This window comes from Actinomyces sp. HMT897 (assembly GCF_016626125.1).
GTDB lineage: Bacteria > Actinomycetota > Actinomycetes > Actinomycetales > Actinomycetaceae > Actinomyces.
In genome coordinates this window covers 2,093,896-2,114,591 of record NZ_CP067336.1, presented here as the reverse complement: position 1 = coordinate 2,114,591, position 20,696 = coordinate 2,093,896, and the positions used below count along the sequence as shown (strand labels likewise).

Genomic DNA, 20,696 nt, shown 5'->3' with positions numbered 1-20,696 from the left:
TATTAGCGACCCACCTCGCTGAGGCCGTAAGGCCGAGACGGGCGCGGAACAGGACCCGAGGAAGACTGAATCCACACAGGGACACAGAACGAGCGCAGCCCCAGTTCCCGGAATAACCGGGAAGGCGCTGCATGCTGCATCTCCAGTCGAATTCTTAGCGGCGAAGAGCTATTATGGTGGTGGAATCGGTTTCCGTACAGGGAGGGTGTCATGGGTGAGGATGCTACGTGGGCTGACGTGTACGCGCGCTGGCTGGGTTCTCTGCCGCCTCTGCGGGTGAGCAGGATTGAGAGTATAGCTGGTTGTTTTATCTGGATGGGGGGTGAGAACTGGAACTTCTCACCGGAGACCCTGGTCCGGGTGCTGGACGGGGACGGGAGGGTGGTGCTGGGTACCACGGACCTGTGGGACCCGGGGCGTTACCAGGAGGTGCTCGGTCGCCTGGTCGGCCTGGACGTGGTGGGAGTGACCTGCTACGACGCCACCCCAGAGGGTGACCTCAGGGTGGAGCTGTCGGACGGCACGGTGATCGAGGTCCTCGACACCTTCTTCGTCGACGCCTGGATCCTCAGGGTCAACGGCAGGGAGGGCCCGGACGCACCACCCGGCTTCAAGGTACCCGAGGGCGTCGTCCGCCTGGGCTCCTCCCGCCGGTCCTGGAGGCCCCTGGCCCCGGTCCCACAGGAGGGCGGGGTCATCACCGGTATCCGTGACTCCCTGCCCAGGGCGGCCTTCTGGCAGGGACGCACCATCCCCCAGGGAGCGGTGGAGGACGACGACAACACCGCGTACGGCCTGTGCACTGAGCTGGTCGCCGGATCCTGGTCCCTGCGGACCATAGCCCCCTGGAGGCTGCTGGACCAGGACCACAACCCCGTCACCTCCTCCGACCTGGAGGACAGCAGCGCCATAGGCAGGCTGACAGGAACCAGGCCCCTACGGTTCGAGACCACCGGCGCCCAGGACACCGACATCAGGATCACCCTCAGCAACAGGTGGACCCTCGAGGTGTTCACCGACGGCCTCTACTCCACCTGGCACCTCACCCTCCCCCACACGCACCACCAAGGACTACCCCACACAGCACACCAGTAACCCCAGTGGCCACGATCTGGCAGGCCCGGGCAGCCCGACCACCCCACACGCCCCGGCAACCCACCCGGCACCACGACCACAGGAGACACGAATGAGCCAGTACATACTCTCAGACTGGAGAAACGACAACCCCGAGAACCCCTTCATTGTCATGGGTCAGATCGATTACGGCCGCTACCTGGAGCGGATAATCGACGTCTTCCGCGACGGCAGGACAGACGCGATAGTGTGCGAGGGAAACTTCTACGAGCCCGTACCCATGCCAGAGGTCGAGACCATAAACGAGGCAGACGAGTTCACCGCCTGCTACACCAGCGCCAGCGTCTTCGAGGGCGTGTGGCAGGAGGCCACCGACACGAGGCGACTCTCCCCGACGTCGATCAACAACCTCATGCAGACCCTCCACAACCCGGACCACCCGACCCAGGGCGCATAGCACGGGTAGGGGAGCACCCGGATCCCAGGACGCGGCCGTGCCGTCCACCCCCACCGGCAGGCCGGTACGTCAAGACCTTCATCGACGCCGCCCGGACCGCGCGTCCACCCCCACCGGCAGGGCCGGTAACGGCCCGGGGTGGGGGCCAGCTGGCGCCGGGCCGTCATCAAAGGTCCTGATCGTTACCGGGACGGCCCGCCCTGGCCTGGGTGTCTGTGCTGGTCAGGCCGCGTGGGCGGGTGGTCTCGGGCGGCGTCCCGGGCGGTCCTGGGCGGTGTCCTGGGGAGTGGTTCGTGCCAGGGTGTTCCCATGACGGTCTCAGGATGGTAACGTCTGGGCCAGGCCACCGGTTGAGCGGCAGTGGTCCTCCTGGCTGGTGGCACACGACAACCCAGACACGGAGGTAAGTCATGTCCGGACGCGTCCTGTCAACCGAGCAGGCCAAGACCTCGATCGCCAAGCTGCAGTCGATCATCAACCAGGGCTTCACCGACCAGATCACGGCCCTCAACAACGAGGGACAGACCCTGTCCGACCCCTCGGTCTGGGACGGGCCCCTGGCCGACACCTTCCGCTCCACCACCTGGCCGGAGACCAAGGCGGCCCTGGACAAGGCCAAGCAGGAGCTCGAGCAGCTGCGCAGCCAGCTCCAGACGATCGCCCAGAACATCATGAGCGCCGGAGGCGGCGCCTGACACACCAGGCAGACCCACCCAGACACCACACCACCCCCAACCCATACCCACACGAGACCACCCAGACACCACGACGTCCTCCCCCAACCCACCACCCCAACGGGCAGAGGGGAGGACGTCGGCCAGGTGCAGGAGAGCGTGCACCTCCACCCAGCCCGACCATTTGGGCCGTATTAGGGTATCTTTTCGCCGCTAATCTGGCTGGCGCTAGCCGGGTACTTTTTGACTAGAATGCGTAGACGATTTCTCCCTCTAAGGTCCTGGGCGTGGTGGTCAGCGGCAACCGCGTCCTCATCGACCAGTCCGCCACCGGGCGGCGGGCGCGCAACCTCATGCTGCAGGTCGCCAGGAACCGGGACCTGCCCCACGAGGGCTTCGCCGTCGTGCTCCACCTCCTGGGCAACGGGGAGTGGATCACGGCCCTGACCGTCCTGTGCACCCAGCTCCACGAGTGCGGCGCCACCGTCAGCCCCCACGAGCTGGAGGCACTGCACGCCGTCGACCACCTCCTGGGCACCAGCACCGACCCCCTCCTGCGAGACAACCCACCCGGCCTCCTACCCCACGAACACAACCAGCACCAAGACAAACACAAACAACAGTAGAAGGCAGGTCCTCTCACTGCCCTGGGACACGCCGGGGCCTCACGCAAGCACGGTAGGGGTGCGCGTCACGGGTCCCACGACAGAACCGGATCCGAACTACTCGTACCCCGACGGGTACATTCACGATGAGAACAGCTAACCATAGGAACAAGAGACTGGTCTCAAAGGCGGATCCAGCCTGGCATATTGAACGTGATGCAGGCCAGTACCCGACAGGCCAGAACGGTTGATGAAAGATGGTAAAGATCAGGCAGTTGCCGAGGGTGACGGGTACTGATGCCCTGCCGTCGTTGTCCTCTCTCGGTGAGGAGGACCCGCTCGTGTGCGACTGCGCCCTGTCGGGTGCGGGTATCCTGGACCTCCTGATCGACGTGCGTCGCCTGGAGATTATGGTCCTCCTCGACATGAGGAGCGCGGACTGGTATTTTGAGAGCAACGCGGCGCTTCTGGTCGGACGCAGCTTCCACGACCTGGCCTTCCCCCAGCACCCCAATGCACGACCTCCCTCACCGATAGAGAGCCCCATGGGATGCAACAGGATGAAAAGACTGGAGGACGGGATACAGCTCGAGATCTCGGTCGAGTACGTCGGCGACTGGTACTTCAGCTTTATCTCACCCAGGCTCCAGTTCTTCCTCCTGAACGTCCCCCACATAATAGACCCACTCCCCCTCTACGGACCCCCAGACGGAGTCTCCGAGGAGATCATTGAGGACAACCTACCCACCTGGGACACCGACGCCACCATTATCGCCTACTCCGAGACCGGTCCGCACCCGCGGTCGGCCCGAGGTACGTTGCGGCATATGGTAAGAAGCCTGCTACCGCACAACCGCAAAGCCTGACCCGAGACACGGAAAACAGCCGAGGAGATGCGGGCAGGGACTAAGTCCCGGGAGACCTCGCTGCCATACGCGCCGTCGGGGAGCACCTGGACATCGGCGTCCGACGCCCTGCTGACCGGGGCGGCCCCACTGCTCAGGAGGGTATGCCCCAATCACGTAGCGGAACATTTTGTGCACAGGGTAACCGATTGCGCAGAAAGTAACCTCGATTGGTTACTTTCTGCGCAAAACGTCCCCCTGTACACAAAATGTACGTCTCGGCTCCCGGCCCGCCCGGACGCCTGCCGGGGCGAGATGCCCGGCCGCCCACGCCCTCAGCTCCCGTGGCCCACCACGGCGAAGGTGTTGGAGACCAGGTCACCCAGGTTGCCTACCCGCGCCCTGACCACGCACTGGGGCGCGGCCCCCACGGTGACCACGTTCAGGCCGTCCGCCGAGACCACCAGGGCCCCGGCGCAGCCGTCGGCGAACGACACCCCGGAGGCCCCGCCCGCCACCGCCGTCAGGAGCGTGGAGGGCGCGCCCGCGGAAGGACTCACGTACAGAGGGTGGACCGCGTCCGCCCCCGAGGGCCACACGGGCAGGAGCGTGACCGTCAGCGGCGAGCCGGTGACCACCTGGGAGGCCACCACCACGTCAACACCGGCCAGCCGCTGAACGGGGTAGGAGGTGGAGACCACGTGCGGGTCGGCCAGGGCCGCCTGCGTAGCCGTCTGGGCGCCGCGCAGCCACTGCTCCAGCGCGGCCTGGGTTCCCGTAGCCGGCAGGGGTAGGGAGACCACGACGTCCACGCTCGCCACCCCCTGGGCGGGGACGGTCCCGGCCTCCACGCTCCAGGCGCACGGGGTCGAGATCCCGGTGACGCTGGGCAGGTTCGGGTCCGGCTTCCCTCCCGGCCAGCTGGTGGCCGGGCAGCTGCCGCCCTCCTCCAGCGGGGGAATGACCTCCAGGAAGGGGCCGGTCAGCGGGGCCGACTGCGCCGAGTAGGTGATGGTGAGGACCACCTTGCCCGTTCGCGGGTCCACACTCGCCTGGCGGTCGGTGCTCAGGCCCGTGGGGGTCGCCTGGCCGCGCAGCGAGGCCGACGCCGCCTCCGGGGTGCTGCTCACCGTGGCCTCGGCGCTGGGTCCCCCGCCCGGGTCGGCGGCCCAGAGGGCGTGGGCGAGGAGAACCCCGCCCGCCAGGACCAGGACCAGCCCCACGGCCACGACCGCCAGGCGTCGCCGCGGCCCTGACAGGAACCGCCTGACCCGCTCACGCCAGGTGGGGGCGGCGGGCTCGGCAGGCGGGGCGGACCCGGTCGACTCCTGACGGCCTGAGGGCAGCAGACGCACCACGGTCTCCTGGGGCGCCTGGCCCAGGTCGGGCAGGGGCGGCTCGGGCTCAGGATCCGGCTCGGCCTGCGGGGAGTCCGCCGAAGGTGCGGCGCCCGGGCGCAGTGCCAGCAGCCTGCGGGCCCCGGAGGCCAGACCGGCCCTGGCCCGGGCCAAGCCGCCCGGCCCTGGCCCGGTACCGGCCTCCTCCTTGGTACCGTCCTCCCCCTCGGCACCGGACCCGCTCTCAGTATCGACGTCGTCCTTCCCGCCCGGGCCGGACTCGCCTCCGGCCGCAAGAGGGCGGGGGCGCACAAGAGTGGGCACGTGCGTGGGCACCGGCTCGTCGTCCTGCGTCTCCTGGGACCGGACGTTATCCGGCTCGGCGTCCGGCGCGTCCTGGGACCGGGCGCCGTCCGGCTTATCGTCCAGCTCGGCGTCCTGCGCGCTGGCCAGCACGTCCTCCAGGGCCCGGGTCCCCAGGTCCGGGAGCAGGCTGGCCAGGCGGGCAGCGGCGTCGGCCGCACCCGGCCGCCGGAGCGGGTCCTTGGCCAGCAGCGTCTCCAGGAGCCCCCAGAGCCCCTCCCCCACGTCCAGGGGCGGGGGCGCCTGCGTGAGGTGGCGGTGCGCCACCGTGAAGTCGGTCCCGGCGCCCTCGAAGGGCGTGCGCCCGGCCAGGAGCTCGTAGAGGAGGACGCCCGCGCCGTAGACGTCCCCCTCCGGCCCGCAGGAGCCGTGCTCAATGAGCTCGGGCGACATGTACGCGGGCGTCCCCAGCACCCCCGAGGCGGTGCGAGCGCCGTCGCCCACGAGCCGGGCGACCCCGAAGTCGCTCAGGCGTACGTCGCCGGGCGCGCAGCGCTCCCAGCCGGAGGCCAGGAGCACGTTGTCCGGCTTGACGTCCCGGTGGACCACCCCCTGGGCGTGGGCGTGGGCCAGGGCCTCCAGGACCCGCAGGGCCAGGCCGGCAGCCAGGGCCGGTGCCAGCGCACCCCGGTCGCGCAGGACCCCGCGCAGGGAGCCGCCGTCCAGGTAGTCCATGACAATGGCCAGGTCGTCGCCGTCCACCACCAGGTCCGTCACCGACACGATCCCCGGATCCCGCAGGCCCAGGAGGATCGAGCGCTCCCGCACGAACCGGTCCACCAGCCCCGGGTCCTCCAGGTGCTCGGGACGCAGGAGCTTGGCCGCCACCTTCCGGCCGGAGGCGGTCTCCTCGCCGAGCCACACCTCCCCCATGGCGCCCCGTCCCAGGAGACGCTCCAGGCGGTAGCGGGCACCCAGGGCCCGGGGCCGGGAGGCGGACGTCGCGGCGCTCACGGCAGCCGTCAGCAGGTGTGGTCCGCGGCGGGCACGCGCCGGGCGTGGGCGGGGGCGCCGCCAGCGGCCTTAATGTCCATGCGCAGGTTCCTGGGCAGGGCGAAGGTGATCTTCTCCGTGGCCGTGCGCACCTCCTCGACGTCGTCAAAGCCCAGCTCCCCCAGGCGCTCGATGACCTCCCGCACCAGGATGTCCGGCACCGAGGCGCCGCTGGTCAGGCCCACCGTGGTGGCCCCGGCCACCCAGGCGGGGTCGATCTCCCGGGCGAAGTCCACCCGGTAGCTGGCCCCGGCGCCGGCCTCCTTGGCCACCTCCTTGAGGCGCACGGAGTTGGAGGAGTTGCCGCTGCCCACCACAATGACGACGTCGCACCGGGGGGCCAGGGCCTTGACGGCGCCCTGCCGGTTCTGGGTGGCGTAGCAGATGTCGTCCCCCGGCGGGTCGGCCAGGGCGGGGAAGCGCTCACGCAGGAGACGCACGGTCTCCAGGGTCTCGTCCACGCTGAGCGTGGTCTGGCTGATCCACACCACCTTCTGCGGGTCGCGCACCTGGACCTGGTCCACCTCGTGGGGGCCGTTGACCACCTGGATGCGCTCGGGGGCCTCCCCCTGGGTGCCCTCGACCTCCTCGTGCCCGGTGTGCCCCACCAGGATAATGTCGTAGTCCTCCTTGGCGAAGCGGATCGCCTGCTTGTGGACCTTGTTCACCAGGGGGCAGGTGGCGTCAATGGTCGCCAGGTGGCGGGCCGCGGCCTGGGCGTGGACGGCCGGGGAGACGCCGTGGGCGGAGAAGACGACCCGGGCGCCCTCGGGCACCTCGTCGGTCTCGGAGACGAACACGGCGCCGCGCCGGGACAGGGCCTCCACCACGTACCTGTTGTGGACGATCTCCTTGCGCACGTACACGGGGGCGCCGTAGTGGGCCAGGGCCTGCTCGACGACGTCGACCGCCCGGTCCACGCCCGCGCAGTAGCCTCGGGGTGCGGCCAGGAGAAGGCGCTTACCCGTGCCGCCCGGCGCCGGGGCTCCTTCCGTGACCGGCGCCGGGGCGCCCTCGGGGGCAGGTCCGCCCTCTGGGACCTCAGTACCTGGCGGCGTCGGGGCCGGCGCAGAGGCACAACCACCGTCCGGGACCTGGGTGGCGGGGAGGGTACGCGACGCGGGATCTGGAGCCTGGGCGACGGCGGGCCCCACCGTCGTCCCCTGAGTCGGAGTCACACCCCCACACTAACGCCGCCCCCGGGGCCGGACGTGGCACAGTGGTGCACGTGACACCCGACGCCAGCCCCGCCGCGCGCGCCCTCGCCCCCCGCGCCAACCTGACCACCGCCGACAACCCCTGGCCGCTGCGGCTGCTGAGCAGCAAGATCGACGAGTACGTGGCCCGTATGACGCACGTGTGGGTCGAGGGGCAGGTGGTCCAGCTCAACCGGCGCCCCGGGGCGGGCATGCAGTTCCTCACCCTGCGGGACACCGAGGCGGACATGAGCCTCAACGTCGCCGTCTACTCGCGGGTGGTGGCCGCCATCGAGACCGGCCTGGGGGCGCCCCTGGAGGTGGGGGCCCGCGTCGTGGTCCACGCCAGGCCCACCTTCTGGGCCAAGCGCGGCTCCCTCCAGCTCCAGGCCGACGACATCCGCCCCGTGGGCGTGGGCGACCTCCTGGCGCGTATTGAGGCGCTGCGCCGCGTCCTGGCCGCCGAGGGCCTGTTCGACGCCAGCCGCAAGCGGCCCCTGCCCTTCCTGCCGCGCTGCGTGGGGCTGGTGTGCGGGCGCCAGGCCAAGGCCGAGGACGACGTCGTGGTCAACGCCCGGGCGCGCTGGCCGGGGATCCCCTTCGAGATCCGCGAGGTGGCCGTCCAGGGGGCCAGTGCGGTGCGGGAGGTGAGTGCCGCTATCCGCGAGCTCGACGCGATCGAGCACGTGGACGTCATTGTGGTGGCCCGTGGGGGCGGGGCCGTGGAGGACCTGCTGCCCTTCTCCGACGAGGGGCTGGTGCGCGCGGCCGCCGCCTGCCGCACGCCCCTGGTCAGCGCCATCGGGCACGAGACCGACTGCCCCCTGCTGGACCTGGTGGCCGACTACCGCGCCTCCACCCCCACCGACGCCGCCCGGCGCGTCGTGCCCGACCTGGCCCAGGAGACCGTGGGCCTGGACGGCGCCCGCGAGCGCCTGCGGTCCTGGCTGGGCACCCTCCTGGAGCGGGAGCAGTCGGGCCTGGACCAGCTGCGGGCCCGCCCCGTCATGGCCGACCCGGGGACCATGGTGCGCGAGCGGTCGGCCGAGGTGGAGGCGGGCGTGGAGCGGGTGCGCCGCGCCCTGGCCCAGGCGCTGGCCCTGGCCGGGGCGGACCTGCGCGCCGAGCACGCCCGGCTGACGGCGCTGTCCCCCCAGGCGGTGCTGGACCGCGGCTACGCGATCCTGCGCAAGCCCGGCGGCGGTCTGGTCACCAGCGCCCAGGACGTGAGAAAGGGCGACCTGCTGGAGGGCGTGCTCGCCTCCGGGCGCTTGGTGGCCCAGGTCGTGGGGGCCACCAAGCCCGCCCCGGGGCCGGGGACCGACTAAGGGGCCGACCCAGGGCCCACCGGGGTCCTACCGGCCGAGGACCGGTCAAGGGGCTGGCCCAGAGGCCTACCCGGGAGACCACCAACCGCCCCGGGAGCGGGCTGAGGGTGCCCACCAAGGGGCTGGCTGAGGGATCCACCGAAGCCGACCAGGGACCGGTCAAGAGACCGACCCGGCCGACCCGGGGGACGCCGGGCGGACGGGGGTGCGGCGACGCGCCCGGGACGGCGGGGTCCCACCCGCCCGGGTCTGCCAGGAGACGAATCCGGGCGGACTTTGGGGGCGCGAGTCCCCCCATGACCGGGGTAGGGCGTGCGAGAATCCCTGTCATGAGCCTGACTGACCCTGCCAGCCCCTCCGGCCCCGCCAACGAGGACGTCGCCCAGCTCTCCTACGAGCAGGCGCGTGAGGAGCTCGTCAGCGTCGTCCAGCGCCTCGAGGCCGGCCAGGTGCCCCTTGAGGACGCCCTGGCGCTGTGGGAGCGTGGCGAGGCCCTCGCCGCGCGCTGCCAGTCCTGGCTCGACGAGGCCCGCGCCCGCCTCGCCGCCGTCACCGAGCGCACCAGTCCCACCTCCTGAGACACCCGCCCGTCGGCCGCACCGGCGGGCAGGGACCGCCGTCACCCCCACCCCACGAGCACAAGGAGCCAGCTGTGACCACTACCGCCCCCGGCCGCGAAGGAACCGCCCTCATTATCGGTGAGGCCCTCGTCGACGTCGTTATCCACCCCGGAGCCGAACCTGTTGACGTCCCCGGCGGCTCCCCGGCGAACGTGGCCCTGGGCCTGGCCCGCCTGGGCCGAGACGCCGAGCTCGACTGCTGGATCGGCACCGACCCGCGCGGCCAGGTCGTACGCGCCCACCTGGAGGCCTCCGGGGTCCGCCTGACCTCCGGCTCCGACGGCGCCGAGCGCACCTCCACCGCCCAGGCCACCATTGGCGAGGACCGGGCCGCCACCTACGTCTTCGACCTCGACTGGAACCCGCCCTACCCCGAGCGCGAGGAGTCCGAGGCGCCCCTGCTGGTGCACGCCGGGTCCATCGCGGCCGTCCTGGAGCCCGGCGCGAGCACCGTGCGCCAGGTCCTGAGCGACTTCCACGCCACCTCCACCATCTGCTACGACCCCAACGCCCGCCCCCAGCTCATGGGCGAGCCCGAGGACGCCCGCAAGACGGTGGAGAGCATTGTGGCCGTGTCCGATCTGGTCAAGTGCTCCGACGAGGACGTGGCCTGGTTCTACGGCCTGGACAAGCACGACGACGAGGCGATTGAGTCTGTGGCCCGCACCTGGCTGGAGACGGGCGTGGCCATTGTGGTCCTCACCCGCGGCAAGCGCGGCTCGCTGGCCCTGACCGCCTCCGGGCTGCGCCTGGAGGTCCCCTCGAACCCGGACATTGTGGTGGCCGACACGGTCGGCGCCGGGGACTCCTTCATGGGCGGCCTCGAGGACGCCCTGTGGAGCGAGGGCCTGGTGGGGGCGGACCGCAGGGAGGCGCTGCGTTCCATCGACGCCGCCACCCTGGAGCGGATCGTCACCCACGCCAGCCGGATCGCGGACATTACCGTCTCACGGACTGGCGCGAACCCGCCCACCCGCGCCGAGCTCTGAGCCGCCGGGGGCTGGGCCGCCGGGAGCTGAGCCCGTGGCCGGTGCCCTGTAGCGCTGGGCCCGGGCTGACCTAGGCCCAGTGCCCCAGCCCTCCGGTCCGCCCTTGGCACACCCGGGGCTGCACTAAGTACCACGACGGTGCCTGCGACCTCTGCCGCAGGCGCCGTCGTCTGCCCCCTGGGCTGGCGCGCGCCTCCTCACCCTGGGCTGGCACGCGCCTCCTCACCGGCGCCCAGGCCCGCCCTGGCAATGGGCACAGCCCGGGCGACCCTACTGGCCCCACCGCCGGACCCGCTGGCCCTACTGGCACCGCCAGCCCCGCCACCGGACCCGCTGGTCCCGTCCCACCAGCCTCACCAGTCCCACCCGCCATCCCCGGGCGAGGCGGCCGTCAGGCCCTGACCCAGGAGCCACCCAACGTCCCACCCGCCATCCCCGGGTGAGGCAGGCGCCGCCCGCGCCGCCCCGGGCAGGACCGGCGAATAACGCCTTGCAGTAGTGCAGGAGCGCCTCGGTACTCAGTACTTAAGGAGACCTCAGTACAGGAGCGCCTCAGTACAGGAGCGCCTCAGCAGTACTCAGTACAGGGGCACCTCGTCCAGGAGGCTCGCCACCAGCTCGGCGATCTCGCTGCGCTCGGTACGCACCAGGTCCACATGGGCGAAGATCGGGTGCCCCTTGAGGACCTCAATGACCGCGGCCACCCCGTCCCACCGGCCCACGCGCAGGTTGTCGCGCTGGGCGACGTCGTGGGTGAGGACCACCTTGGAGTTCTGGCCCACGCGGGAGAGCACGGTGAGCAGGACATTGCGCTCCAGGGACTGGGCCTCGTCCACAATGACGAAGGCGTCGTGGAGGCTGCGGCCCCGGATGTGGGTCAGGGGCAGGACCTCGATCTGCTTGTTGGCCAGGACCTGGTCGATGCGGGAGGGCGCCACCACCGAGGACAGGGTGTCAAAGACCGCCTCGGACCAGGGCGCCATCTTCTCGGCGTCGTTGCCGGGCAGGAAGCCCAGGGTCTGCCCGCCCACGGCGTACAGGGGCCGGAAGACCATGACCTTGCGGTGCTCCTGGCGGTTGACCACGGCGTCGAGCCCCGCGCACAGGGCCAGGGCGGACTTGCCGGTGCCAGCGCGCCCACCCAGGGAGACAATGCCGATATCGGGGTTGAGCAGGTGGTCCAGGCCCACGCGCTGCTCGGCGCTGCGTCCGCGCAGGCCGAAGACCTCCAGGCCAGCGCGCACCGGCCGCAGGCCGGCGGGGGTGAGGGTGGCCAGGGCCGAGCCGCGCGGTGAGGTCAGCACCACGCCGGTGTTGACGCACTGGGTGCCCAGCTCCTCGCGGCTCTCGGGGATCTCCAGGTCGGCGGGGTCCAGGACGTTCTCCTCCCACAGGCGCGCCATCTCCTCCTCGCTGAGGACGGCGCGGGTCATGCCCGTGTAACCGGAGTCCACGGCGAGCTGGGCGCGGTACTCGTCGGCGTCCAGGCCCACGGAGGCGGCCTTAATGCGCATGGGCAGGTCCTTGGAGACCACGGTGACCCGGGAGCCGCGTGCGGCCAGGGCGGCGGCCACCGACAGGACGCGGGTGTCGTTGTCCCCCAGCCGCACCCCCTCGGGCAGCTCGGTGGCGTCGGTGTGGCCCAGCTCCACGCGCAGGGTGCCGCCGTGGTCGTTGACCGGGATGGGCCTGTCCAGGCGGCCGTAGCGCTCCCGCAGGGCGTCCAGCAGCCGCAGGGCGCAGCGGGCGAAGTAGCCGAGCTCGGGGTGGTGGCGCTTGCCCTCCAGCTCGGTAATGACGACGACGGGCAGGACCACCTCGTGCTCGGCGAAGCGGGTCAACGCCCGGGGGTCAGACAGGAGGACGGAGGTGTCCAGGACGTAGGTGCGCATCATGAGGACCTTTCCATATGGTAGTTCTCACATTGTCGCAGATGCGTGGTACGGGTGTCCGGTATATGGCGCCGTCGGGCCGCCCGCCTGACGGCTCCGCCTAACAAGCCTTCCTGACGGGCTGACCGCTTGACAGGCCGCTCGCCTAACGGGACTTCCTGACGGGCCGTCCGCCTGACGGGCCCGGCCCGGGAGCCGGCTAGCGCCCCAGGCGGCGCTCGCGGCCGGCGTAGTCACGCAGGGCCCGGAGGAAGTCGACGCGCCGGAAGGCCGGCCAGTTGACGTCGCAGAAGTAGAACTCGGAGTGGACCGACTGCCACAGCATGAAACCGCTCAGGCGCTGCTCCCCCGAGGTGCGGATGACCAGGTCGGGGTCGGGCTGCCCGCGGGTGTAGAGGTGGGCGGAGATGTCCTCCTCGGTCAGGGAGGCGGCCACCGCCTCCAGGGTGTCACCCTCCTGGGCCCGCTCGCGCAGGATGGCCCGCACGGCGTCGGCGATCTCGTGGCGTCCCCCGTAGCCGACGGCGATATTGACCTCCATGAGGGCCTCGCCCGGGGCCCCGGAGCCGGGGTCGGGGCGGGCCTGGGTGGGGGCGACGGCGTCGCGCAGGCGCACGGCCACGGCCTGGGGCAGGAGCTCCACGGCCCCCACCAGGCGCAGGCACCAGCAGCCCTGGGCGGCCAGCCCCTCGACGGCGGTGGCGATAATGTCCAGCAGCGGGGCCAGCTCGGCGGGGTCGCGGTCGAGGTTGTCCGTGCTCAGCAGCCACAGGGTGACCACGCGCACACCGGCGTCGCGGGCCCAGGTGAGAAAGTCGGCGATCTTGGCCGCGCCGCGCTGGTGCCCCTGGGAGGCGACGAACCCCATGGCCCTGGCCCAGCGGCGGTTGCCGTCCAGGATGACCCCGACGTGGGCGGGGACGCGCTCGGGCGGCACCTGGGACGCCAGTCGACGCGCGTAGATCTCGTAGAGGAGGTTGTCGCGTGCCATGCCTCTCCTTGACGCCAGGGCGGGGGTGCCGGGACGGCGTGCGGGGGGCCCGACGCCACCACTACCGTATCGCGTTGTAGGTCACTGCCGAGGGTGTCGCCGCTCCCAGGAACCTACGGTACCGTAACTTACGGAATCGTAAGTTACGCCGTTCGCACGGCTGCCGTGCCATGAGGAGGAGCCATGACTTCGACATCGCACAGCCCGACCCCTGCCGAGACCGCTGGCGCGGCCGCCCGCGCCGCGACCCAGGCCGCCAGTCGGGCGGCCACCCAGGCCGCGGCCTCAGCCACCCAGGCCGCCAGCGCCGCCGCCTCCACGGCAGCGGCCCAGGCCCGCATTGCCGCCACCCAGGCGCGTGCCGCGGCAGCGAGCGCCAACGCGGCCTTCCTGGCCGTCAAGCCCCGGCTGCGCGGCTGGATCCACGCCGCCACGGCGCCCCTGGCCCTGTCGGCCTGCATCACCCTGACCGCCCTGGCCCCCACGGCGCCCCTGGCCTGGGCGTGCGCCGTCTACCTGACCTGCTCCCTGCTGCTCTTCGCCAACTCCGGGGTCTACCACATTGGCAACGGGCACTGGCCCCAGCGGGTCAGCCGCACCCTCCAGCGGCTCGACCACGCCAATATCTACCTGCTCATCGCCGGCACCTACACGCCCCTGTCGGTGGCCCTGCTGCCGACGAGCACGGCCCGCCTGGTCCTGGGGATCGTGTGGGCCGGGGCCGTGGGCGGGATCATCTCCTGCCTGGCGTGGGCCAAGGCACCCCGGTGGCTGTCCACCGGCCTGTACGTGCTCCTGGGCTGGGTGGCCATCTGGTTCCTGCCCGCCTTCTGGCGCGCGGGCGGGGCGGCCACGGTGCTGCTCATTATCGCCGGCGGCGTCATCTACACGGCCGGTGCCGTGGTCTACGCCCGCAAGCACCCCGACCCGCTGCCCCGCTGGTTCGGCTTCCACGAGGTCTTCCACGTGTGTACGGTGGCCGCCTGGATCTGCCAGTGCGTGGCCTGCTACCTGGCCATCCTGGGCTGACCGCCCGCCGGGCCCGCATCCCCCCGGCCGCGAGAACGGTACTTATTCGTCGCGAGAACGGTACTTGTTCGTCGTGAGAACGGTACTTGTTCCTCGTGAGAACGGTACTTGTTCCTCGTGAGAACGGTACTTATAACGTAGACAGAGCAAGGACCTGATTGCGGGGGTCGGGGCGGAGACGGGGGCGCTTACTGGTCACGCCAGCTGGTCACGCTGAGGACCGGGCTACCCTCCGCCCATCGAGGGCCTGGTCGGCCAGCGCCTACCGGGCACGCCGAGGATTAGGGCCGTGACATGCTCGGCCCAGCGCGGGGTCGTCGCGCCTACCGGGCACGCCGGAGATCAGGGAGAACCTACGCTCCTACGCCCTGGCCCGCGGGGCGCCTAACGGGTACGCCGGGGATTAGGGCACCCGGCGCGTCGCCCGGGTGCTCGGTATCCGCACCTACCGGGCACGCCAGGGATTAGGGGATAACGGCGCAGGAGAACATTTTGTGCAGAGCGGAACATTTTGTGCACAGAGTGACGTTTTGCGCAGAAGGTAACGAATCCAGGTCACTTTCTGCGCAATCGGTTACCCTGTGCACAAAATGTTCCGCTAGACACCGCACCGGCCCCCGCCGGAGCCAGGCGCACCAACCGCGGGCAGCACGGACGCCGCCACCTGCCGCCCCACCGGCCTTCCACCACGGCACCACGCCGCTCCCTGCGACGCCTGAACGCCCTCCCGACGTCACTCACCCGCACCCAGGCACCACGGTGCTGGCAGACGTGGGAGCTGTCGGTGCAGCACCCACGCCCCCTGGCACACCCCGGGCCCCGCCCAGACCGCCAGATCCCGGAAGCCACCAGCAGGCGCCCTCGCGGCACGCGCCGGGCCCCGGCGTCGACCTGGTCAGATCCGGGAAACCCGCTCAGTTCCAACACTTTCCCCACAGGTTGCTATACCCTGGAGGCCAGTCGCCCCACGCCCTGCCTCAGGAGGCACGCCATGAGCAAGAACGGCAAGAAGCACGCCTACGGGGACGCCAACCCCCTGGAGATCGTCCTGGGCACAGCCACCAACCGGTGGGTAGAGGATCCGCGCGAGGCCCTGCGCGTGGACGAGCACTTCCACCTGGCCTCCATGGACCGCGCCGCCACCCCCGGCTGGGCGGGCAGCGAGTCCGACGCCGTCGCCTACACCGCGGCGGTCACCCCCCTGCTCGGAGCGCTCCAGGAGAAGCTGTTCGCCGCCGCCAAGGAGGGGTCCGACCGCCGCGTGCTGGTGGTCGCCCAGGGCCTGGACACCGCGGGCAAGGGCGGGATCGCGCGTCACGTCATGGGGCTCGTGGACCCGCAGGGGGTGCGGATGACCGCCTTCAAGGCCCCCACCCCCGAGGAGAAGGAGCACGACTTCCTGTGGCGTATCTGGAAGGCCGTGCCCGGGCCGGGCACCATCGGGCTGTTCGACCGCTCCCACTACGAGGACATGCTGGTCCCCGGGGCGGCCGGCACCCTGGACGACGAGGGGTTCGACCGGTACGCCAGCCAGATCCACGACTTTGAGCGCCAGCTGATCGACCAGGGCACCACGGTCGTCAAGATCGCCCTCATGGTCTCCTACGAGGAGCAGGGCCTGCGGCTGCTGGAGCGCGTGGACCGCCCGGACAAGCGCTGGAAGTACTCCGGTAACGACATGAACGTGCGTGGGCAGTGGTTCAACTACCAGTCCATCTATGAGCGGGTGCTGCGGGCCACGAGCTTCGAGGAGGCCCCCTGGTACGTCATCCCGGCGGACAACAAGTGGTACTCACGCCTGGCCGTCACCGAGATGCTGCTGCGCTCCCTGGCGGAGACCGAGGTCCACTGGCCGCCCGCCCGTTTTGACGTGGACACCGAGCGCGACCGCGTGCGCGCCACCCTCTCGCCGCAGGCCCTGGCCCGCTACGACGCCAGGATCCAGGCCAAGCTCGCCAAGGTGGACGCCCGTATCACCGTTATCGAGGACGCCGCCACCATCCTGGTGTTCTCCGCCGAGCCCGCCCCGACGCCCGCCCCTGCGTCGGAGGCTGCTCCCGGGGACGCCCCGGCCCAGTCCGTGGGGACCGGCTCGGGTGGCGCCAGCTCAGGTGGTGCTGTCAGTCCGGCAGCCCAGCAGGTGGCCGACGACGCCGGGAAGCACCCGGGCAAGGGAGGGAAGGGCTCCAAGAGCGTCGGGAAGCCCTCCAAGGGCGGAAAGGCCGCTAAGCCCGGCAAGACCGGGAAGGGTACGCGCAAGGCGGTTAAGAAGGCCGCGGCCAAGGCGGCCCGAAAGGCGGAGAAGGCCAGGAGGTCGCACAGCTAGGGTTTGTGCCGGGCATCTGGTGAGAGGAGGGGTGGCGGTGCGGGTGCCCGCGGGGTTGAGAACCACGCTTGAGGCTGGCCAAACTTGTGATGTTGGCCACTATCAATGTGGTGCGGGACACCCCGTCTGACTGCCACTTTTCCGCATGGTCTCGTCCAAAGCCGGCGCCGGATCCGCTCCCGGGGCCGTCGGTGGCGAGTGGCGTCATACCAACGAAAGGTGGTAGAAATGGGGTGCTCCAGCCACCTGCCGGAAGGGCCCCGCAGGGCCGGTGGCGATCCAGCCCCTGGAAACGTTGCAACCACGCGCCTCCCAGAGGCAGGGGTCAGGGAGCACCCCGCACCACTAGGTGCATTAAGACGCTGCCACGCCACATAAGGCGCGGCGACGGGTGCCAGTCAGGGAGCACCCCGCACCGCTAGGTGCATTAAGACCAGTCGTCCCAACCGACCCAGTCGCCCATGGTGATCGTCAGGGAGCACCCCGCACCGCTAGGTGCATTAAGACGCTTTCGGACCTGCGTGGCGATCACGCGCGGCACGAGTCAGGAACCACCCCGCACGCGCCTCCGCCCCTGGCACGGGCGCCGTCGGCCTGCGCCCCCGACCTCACACGCCACAGATCTGTTCTCACGCCTACGGGGCGCGGTAGACTGCCCGCCCATCACCCGACTCGTCCGGCTACGAGCGGGTGCCGGGTACCGGGGCGAGCCACCGACCACACGCAGGAGGAACCATGGCTGAGGAGCAGAGCACCTGGCTCACTCAGGAGGCCTACGAACGACTCACTGAGGAGCTCGTACGCCGCAGGGAGGTCGACCGCAAGGAGATCACCCAGCGCGTCGAGGCGGCCCGGCAGGAAGGTGACCTCCGCGAGAACGCCGGCTACCACGCCGCCCGCGAGGAGGCCGCCCTCAACGAGGCCCGCATTGCGACCCTGGTCCGCCTCCTGGAGACGGCGCAGATCGGCGAGGCGGCCTCCGACGGCACCGTCTCGCCCGGCACCGTCGTCACCGCCGACGTGGCCGGGAAGGAGCAGCGCTTCGTCCTGGGCGGCCAGGAGATCACCGCCGACGTCCCCGAGGGCGTCATGGTCTTCTCCCCCGACGCCCCCCTGGGCAAGGCCCTCATGGGCCACCGGGCCGGTGAGACCGTGACCTACGACGCCCCCAGCGGGCGCCAGATCACCGCCAGGATCCTCGAGGTCACGACACTGTGAGCGCCCGCCGCCCGTCCGGCCCCACGAGCAGCGCCTCTCCCGCTCACACCGACCCCGCTCACGCCGACGGCGGCGCGGGCCGCGCCCAGGCCACTCACCCCACGGACGCCGCCCCCACCAGCCCCGCCCCTCCGGCACGCAGCACGGTCCTGCCGGGCCGGCAGTCCCCACTCCTGCCCGCCCCCGGTGACCACGTGGTCCTGGGCACGCCCCTGGACGGCCCCTGGCCGCAGGGCACCGAGGTCGTCTACCTGGCGGGCGGCTGCTTCTGGGGCATGGAGCGCATCCTGTGGCGCCAGGACGGGGTGGTGGCCACCGCCGTCGGCTACATGGGCGGCACCACGCCCAACCCCACCTACCAGGAGGTGTGCACCGGGGCCACCGGTCACGCCGAGACCGTGCGGGTGGCCTACGACCCCACCGTCTGCGGGCCGGGCGGCCAGTCCCTGCTGCGGGTCTTCTGGGAGAACCACGACTCCACCCACCTCAACCGCCACGGCAACGACGTCGGCACCCAGTACCGCTCGGCGGTGTGGACCACCACGCCCGACCAGTACGCCGCCGCCCTGGCCACCCGCGAGGCGTTCCAGGGCGAGCTCACCCGCCTGGGGCTGGGCACCTGCGTGACCACCGTGGAGGGTGCCGCGGGCCTGTACGCGGACTTCGGCGGCCCCTTCTACCTGGCTGAGGACTACCACCAGGGCTACCTGCACAAGAACCCCGGCGGCTACTGCAACCACGGCCCCAACGGGGTCACCTGCCCGGTGGGCGTGGCCAACCTGCCCGCCCAGGTGGAGGTCCTGCCGCCGGGGCCGCCAACCCCCTGAACCCGGGGCCGCCAGCCTGAACCCGGAGCCGCCAGCGCCCTGAACCCGGGACCGCCAGCTCCCTGAACCCGCCTCAGGCCCCCCGGGCGAGGCCAATGGCGACTCCCACCATGACCAGTCCGACCAGGACGTCGACGACCTGCCAGGTCCGGGGCCTGGCCAGGGGACCGGACAGGGTCCGGGCCCCCAGCCCCAGGCTGGTGAACCACAGGACGGAGCCCGTCATGGCCCCGGCCGCCGCCACCCAGCGGGAGTCCCCGAACTGGTTGACGACGCCCCCGAGCATGACGACCGTGTCGAGGTAGACGTGGGGGTTGAGGAAGGTCAGCCCCAGGGTCGTCAGGGCCACGGCCCCCGGCCCGACCCGGCGCTCCCCTCCCCCTCCAGGGCCCGGGGGCGCAGGGCCGAGCGGAAGGACCGCAAGGCGAAGGCCAGGAGGTAGACGACCCCGCCCCAGCGCAGGACGCGCAGGACCCAGGGGGAGGAGCTAATGACACCGATCCCCACGGTCCCGGCGGCGATCAGGCCCACGTCCCCGACCACGCAGACCGCCACCACCACGCCGACGTGCTCCCGACGCAGCCCCTGACGGAGCACCCACGCGTTCTGGGCACCGATCGCCACGATAAGGCCCAGGCCGGTACCCAGACCGGTGAGATAGGGAGACATTGTGCTCATAGGCACCAGGTTAAGGACTCGTCCGGCGGCTGCAGACAGCCCCGGCGACAGGTCCCGGCACAGACCGGGGCGGCACGTATAGTCCCGCACATGACCTCACCCAGAACAGTGGGCGGCAACCTGCCCAGGCTGACGTCCCTGCGCTTCTTCGCGGCCGCCCTCATCCTCGTCTTCCACGCCAGGCTCATCCACATCGTCCCGGGCGGGCGCCTGTTTGACCTGGCCCACATGGGTGTCGCGTTCTTCTTCGTCCTGTCAGGGTTCGTCCTGACCTGGGCCAGCCCCGGTGAGCGCGTTGAGCCCAGGAGGTTCTGGGTCAACCGCTTCGCCCGGATCTACCCCTCACATATTGTGACGCTGGTCGTCTCCCTCTTCATTATGCCGATAACCTACTGGTGGCTCATCCCCCTCGACGCCTTTCTGCTGCAGGCGTGGGCTCCCTACGAGAGGATCGCCGTGTCCCTCAACGCGGTCTCCTGGTCCCTGTCGGCGGAGGCGTTCTTCTACTTCCTGGCGCCGTGGCTCATTACCACGCTACGCCGTCGCCCACCACGTACCCTCGTGGTCGTGGCCGTGACCTGGCTGGTCATTACCGTGGCGCTGGGGCGGACGGTCACCCTCATGGGCTACGCGGAGTGGCCCTACTTCATGCCGCTGGCCCGCTCCTCGGAGTTCGTGATCGGCGTCGTGCTGGCTGAGCTCTTCCGCCGCGGCCACCTGCGAAATCACGTCCCCCCGGTACAGGTGTGCGTACTCGCCTGCATCGCCTCCTACGCACTGGCCATGGTGGTGCGCAACGCCGGGGTCACCATGAAGATGGCGGCGTCGTTCATCTCACTGCCGGCTATCTGCGCCCTGGTGGTCTCCTCGGCCCTGGCCGACGTCCGAGGCAGGCCGGGGCCACTGGCCTCTCCCCTCCTGGAGCACGCTGGCCGGGTCTCCTTCGCCCTGTACCTGGTCCACTACATGGTCATCGCGGTCACGAACGACCTCATGGACACGTACCTGCCCGGCACGGAGCTGGGGATCCCGCTACGACTGGCCCTGCTGACCGCGGTGTGCGTGGTCTCCTGGATCTGCGCCGAGGCGCTGCACCGGGGTGTGGAGATACCCGCCCAGCGGCGCATCCGCTCCGCCTACGCCCGACGCCGCGCCCGGGCGCGTACCTGAGCCACCTTTCCGGGGGCTGTGGACGGTCGGCGGACGCCGGTAGGACGCGGGCTGCCGCTCGCGGGGGTGCCGCTCGTGGGCTGC

At 71.0% G+C, this 20,696-nt stretch carries 18 protein-coding genes and 1 pseudogene; 13 read left to right on the top strand and 6 right to left on the bottom strand.

What is annotated here, in order from left to right; genetic code table 11:
* Positions 1-276 precede the first annotated feature (276 nt).
* The 5 genes from JJJ15_RS08290 to JJJ15_RS08270 all read left to right on the top strand — a co-directional run bounded on the left by JJJ15_RS08290 (position 277) and on the right by JJJ15_RS08270 (position 3,676).
* Entirely contained in the window at positions 277-1,095 is an 819-nt protein-coding gene (locus JJJ15_RS08290) for a hypothetical protein (protein WP_200510422.1), read from the top strand.
* 91 nt (positions 1,096-1,186) lie between these two features.
* Complete coding sequence (locus tag JJJ15_RS08285; RefSeq protein WP_200510421.1) at positions 1,187-1,531, top strand: hypothetical protein; 345 nt, start codon at positions 1,187-1,189, stop codon at positions 1,529-1,531.
* A 410-nt stretch (positions 1,532-1,941) separates the two neighbouring features.
* Positions 1,942-2,226 carry a pyrophosphorylase gene (locus JJJ15_RS08280; RefSeq protein WP_106110237.1) on the top strand — a complete coding sequence of 95 codons (285 nt, stop codon included), beginning with the start codon at positions 1,942-1,944 and terminating at the stop codon, positions 2,224-2,226.
* A gap of 266 nt (positions 2,227-2,492) precedes the next feature.
* Entirely contained in the window at positions 2,493-2,831 is a 339-nt protein-coding gene (locus JJJ15_RS08275) for a hypothetical protein (protein WP_106110236.1), read from the top strand.
* A 236-nt stretch (positions 2,832-3,067) separates the two neighbouring features.
* Positions 3,068-3,676, top strand: coding sequence for a hypothetical protein (locus JJJ15_RS08270; RefSeq protein WP_200510420.1), 609 nt, complete (start codon positions 3,068-3,070; stop codon positions 3,674-3,676).
* Between the two features lie 314 nt (positions 3,677-3,990).
* On the opposite strand, the gene JJJ15_RS08265 is transcribed toward JJJ15_RS08270, so the two are convergent.
* The gene (locus JJJ15_RS08265; RefSeq protein ID WP_106110229.1) at positions 3,991-6,309 is read right to left on the bottom strand and encodes a serine/threonine-protein kinase; all 2,319 of its coding nucleotides are present in this window, start codon (positions 6,307-6,309) and stop codon (positions 3,991-3,993) included.
* A gap of 8 nt (positions 6,310-6,317) precedes the next feature.
* Positions 6,318-7,313 (bottom strand): annotated as a pseudogene (locus tag JJJ15_RS08260) (4-hydroxy-3-methylbut-2-enyl diphosphate reductase); the annotation flags it as partial.
* 263 nt (positions 7,314-7,576) lie between these two features.
* Between JJJ15_RS08260 and xseA the strand changes: the two are divergent.
* The 3 genes from xseA (at position 7,577) to JJJ15_RS08245 (ending at position 10,481) form a co-directional block, all read left to right on the top strand.
* Positions 7,577-8,872 (top strand): exodeoxyribonuclease VII large subunit, encoded by a 1,296-nt coding sequence (gene xseA / locus JJJ15_RS08255; RefSeq protein WP_348641470.1) that lies wholly within the window; start codon positions 7,577-7,579, stop codon positions 8,870-8,872.
* A gap of 329 nt (positions 8,873-9,201) precedes the next feature.
* A complete protein-coding gene (locus tag JJJ15_RS08250) occupies positions 9,202-9,450 on the top strand; it encodes an exodeoxyribonuclease VII small subunit (protein WP_106110226.1) in 249 nt (82 codons plus the stop codon).
* A gap of 74 nt (positions 9,451-9,524) precedes the next feature.
* Complete coding sequence (locus JJJ15_RS08245) at positions 9,525-10,481, top strand: PfkB family carbohydrate kinase (RefSeq protein WP_200510418.1); 957 nt, start codon at positions 9,525-9,527, stop codon at positions 10,479-10,481.
* 578 nt (positions 10,482-11,059) lie between these two features.
* Here JJJ15_RS08245 and JJJ15_RS08240 read toward each other — a convergent pair.
* A complete protein-coding gene (locus JJJ15_RS08240; RefSeq protein WP_200510417.1) occupies positions 11,060-12,373 on the bottom strand; it encodes a PhoH family protein in 1,314 nt (437 codons plus the stop codon).
* A gap of 199 nt (positions 12,374-12,572) precedes the next feature.
* Positions 12,573-13,364: a polyprenyl diphosphate synthase gene (gene uppS / locus JJJ15_RS08235; protein ID WP_200510416.1), complete on the bottom strand. Its 792-nt coding sequence runs from the start codon at positions 13,362-13,364 to the stop codon at positions 12,573-12,575.
* Between the two features lie 183 nt (positions 13,365-13,547).
* Between uppS and JJJ15_RS08230 the strand changes: the two genes are divergently transcribed.
* The 4 genes from JJJ15_RS08230 to msrA all read left to right on the top strand — a co-directional run bounded on the left by JJJ15_RS08230 (position 13,548) and on the right by msrA (position 18,764).
* Positions 13,548-14,393 (top strand): hemolysin III family protein, encoded by an 846-nt coding sequence (locus JJJ15_RS08230; RefSeq protein WP_246741976.1) that lies wholly within the window; start codon positions 13,548-13,550, stop codon positions 14,391-14,393.
* A 991-nt stretch (positions 14,394-15,384) separates the two neighbouring features.
* Entirely contained in the window at positions 15,385-16,719 is a 1,335-nt protein-coding gene (locus tag JJJ15_RS08225) for a PPK2 family polyphosphate kinase (protein WP_200510415.1), read from the top strand.
* A 735-nt stretch (positions 16,720-17,454) separates the two neighbouring features.
* The gene (gene greA / locus JJJ15_RS08220; RefSeq protein WP_200510414.1) at positions 17,455-17,937 is read left to right on the top strand and encodes a transcription elongation factor GreA; all 483 of its coding nucleotides are present in this window, start codon (positions 17,455-17,457) and stop codon (positions 17,935-17,937) included.
* Between the two features lie 149 nt (positions 17,938-18,086).
* Complete coding sequence (gene msrA, locus JJJ15_RS08215) at positions 18,087-18,764, top strand: peptide-methionine (S)-S-oxide reductase MsrA (RefSeq protein WP_200512001.1); 678 nt, start codon at positions 18,087-18,089, stop codon at positions 18,762-18,764.
* Between the two features lie 73 nt (positions 18,765-18,837).
* Here msrA and JJJ15_RS13495 read toward each other — a convergent pair whose 3' ends face one another.
* Together JJJ15_RS13495 and JJJ15_RS13490 are read right to left on the bottom strand one after the other, a co-directional pair.
* A complete protein-coding gene (locus tag JJJ15_RS13495) occupies positions 18,838-19,113 on the bottom strand; it encodes a LysE family transporter (protein ID WP_281433019.1) in 276 nt (91 codons plus the stop codon).
* Positions 19,104-19,442: a LysE family transporter gene (locus tag JJJ15_RS13490; protein ID WP_281433018.1), complete on the bottom strand. Its 339-nt coding sequence runs from the start codon at positions 19,440-19,442 to the stop codon at positions 19,104-19,106. Before JJJ15_RS13490 ends, JJJ15_RS13495 begins: the two co-directional genes overlap by 10 nt.
* A gap of 90 nt (positions 19,443-19,532) precedes the next feature.
* Here JJJ15_RS13490 and JJJ15_RS08205 point away from each other — a divergent pair, with 90 nt between their 5' ends.
* Positions 19,533-20,612: an acyltransferase gene (locus JJJ15_RS08205; protein ID WP_200510413.1), complete on the top strand. Its 1,080-nt coding sequence runs from the start codon at positions 19,533-19,535 to the stop codon at positions 20,610-20,612.
* The last annotated feature ends 84 nt before the right edge of the window (positions 20,613-20,696 follow it).

Excerpts from the sequence above, each read along its gene's own strand:
- greA (WP_200510414.1), top strand. The coding sequence starts at position 17,455 with ATGGCTGAGGAGCAGAGCACCTGGCTCACTCAGGAGGCCTACGAACGA.
- JJJ15_RS08280 (WP_106110237.1), top strand. The coding sequence starts at position 1,942 with ATGTCCGGACGCGTCCTGTCAACCGAGCAGGCCAAGACCTCGATCGCC.
- JJJ15_RS08250 (WP_106110226.1), top strand. The coding sequence starts at position 9,202 with ATGAGCCTGACTGACCCTGCCAGCCCCTCCGGCCCCGCCAACGAGGAC.
- JJJ15_RS13490 (WP_281433018.1), bottom strand. The coding sequence starts at position 19,442 with ATGAGCACAATGTCTCCCTATCTCACCGGTCTGGGTACCGGCCTGGGC.
- JJJ15_RS08205 (WP_200510413.1), top strand. The coding sequence starts at position 19,533 with ATGACCTCACCCAGAACAGTGGGCGGCAACCTGCCCAGGCTGACGTCC.
- JJJ15_RS08285 (WP_200510421.1), top strand. The coding sequence starts at position 1,187 with ATGAGCCAGTACATACTCTCAGACTGGAGAAACGACAACCCCGAGAAC.
- JJJ15_RS08240 (WP_200510417.1), bottom strand. The coding sequence starts at position 12,373 with ATGCGCACCTACGTCCTGGACACCTCCGTCCTCCTGTCTGACCCCCGG.
- JJJ15_RS08225 (WP_200510415.1), top strand. The coding sequence starts at position 15,385 with ATGAGCAAGAACGGCAAGAAGCACGCCTACGGGGACGCCAACCCCCTG.
- uppS (WP_200510416.1), bottom strand. The coding sequence starts at position 13,364 with ATGGCACGCGACAACCTCCTCTACGAGATCTACGCGCGTCGACTGGCG.
- JJJ15_RS08230 (WP_246741976.1), top strand. The coding sequence starts at position 13,548 with ATGACTTCGACATCGCACAGCCCGACCCCTGCCGAGACCGCTGGCGCG.
- JJJ15_RS08270 (WP_200510420.1), top strand. The coding sequence starts at position 3,068 with ATGGTAAAGATCAGGCAGTTGCCGAGGGTGACGGGTACTGATGCCCTG.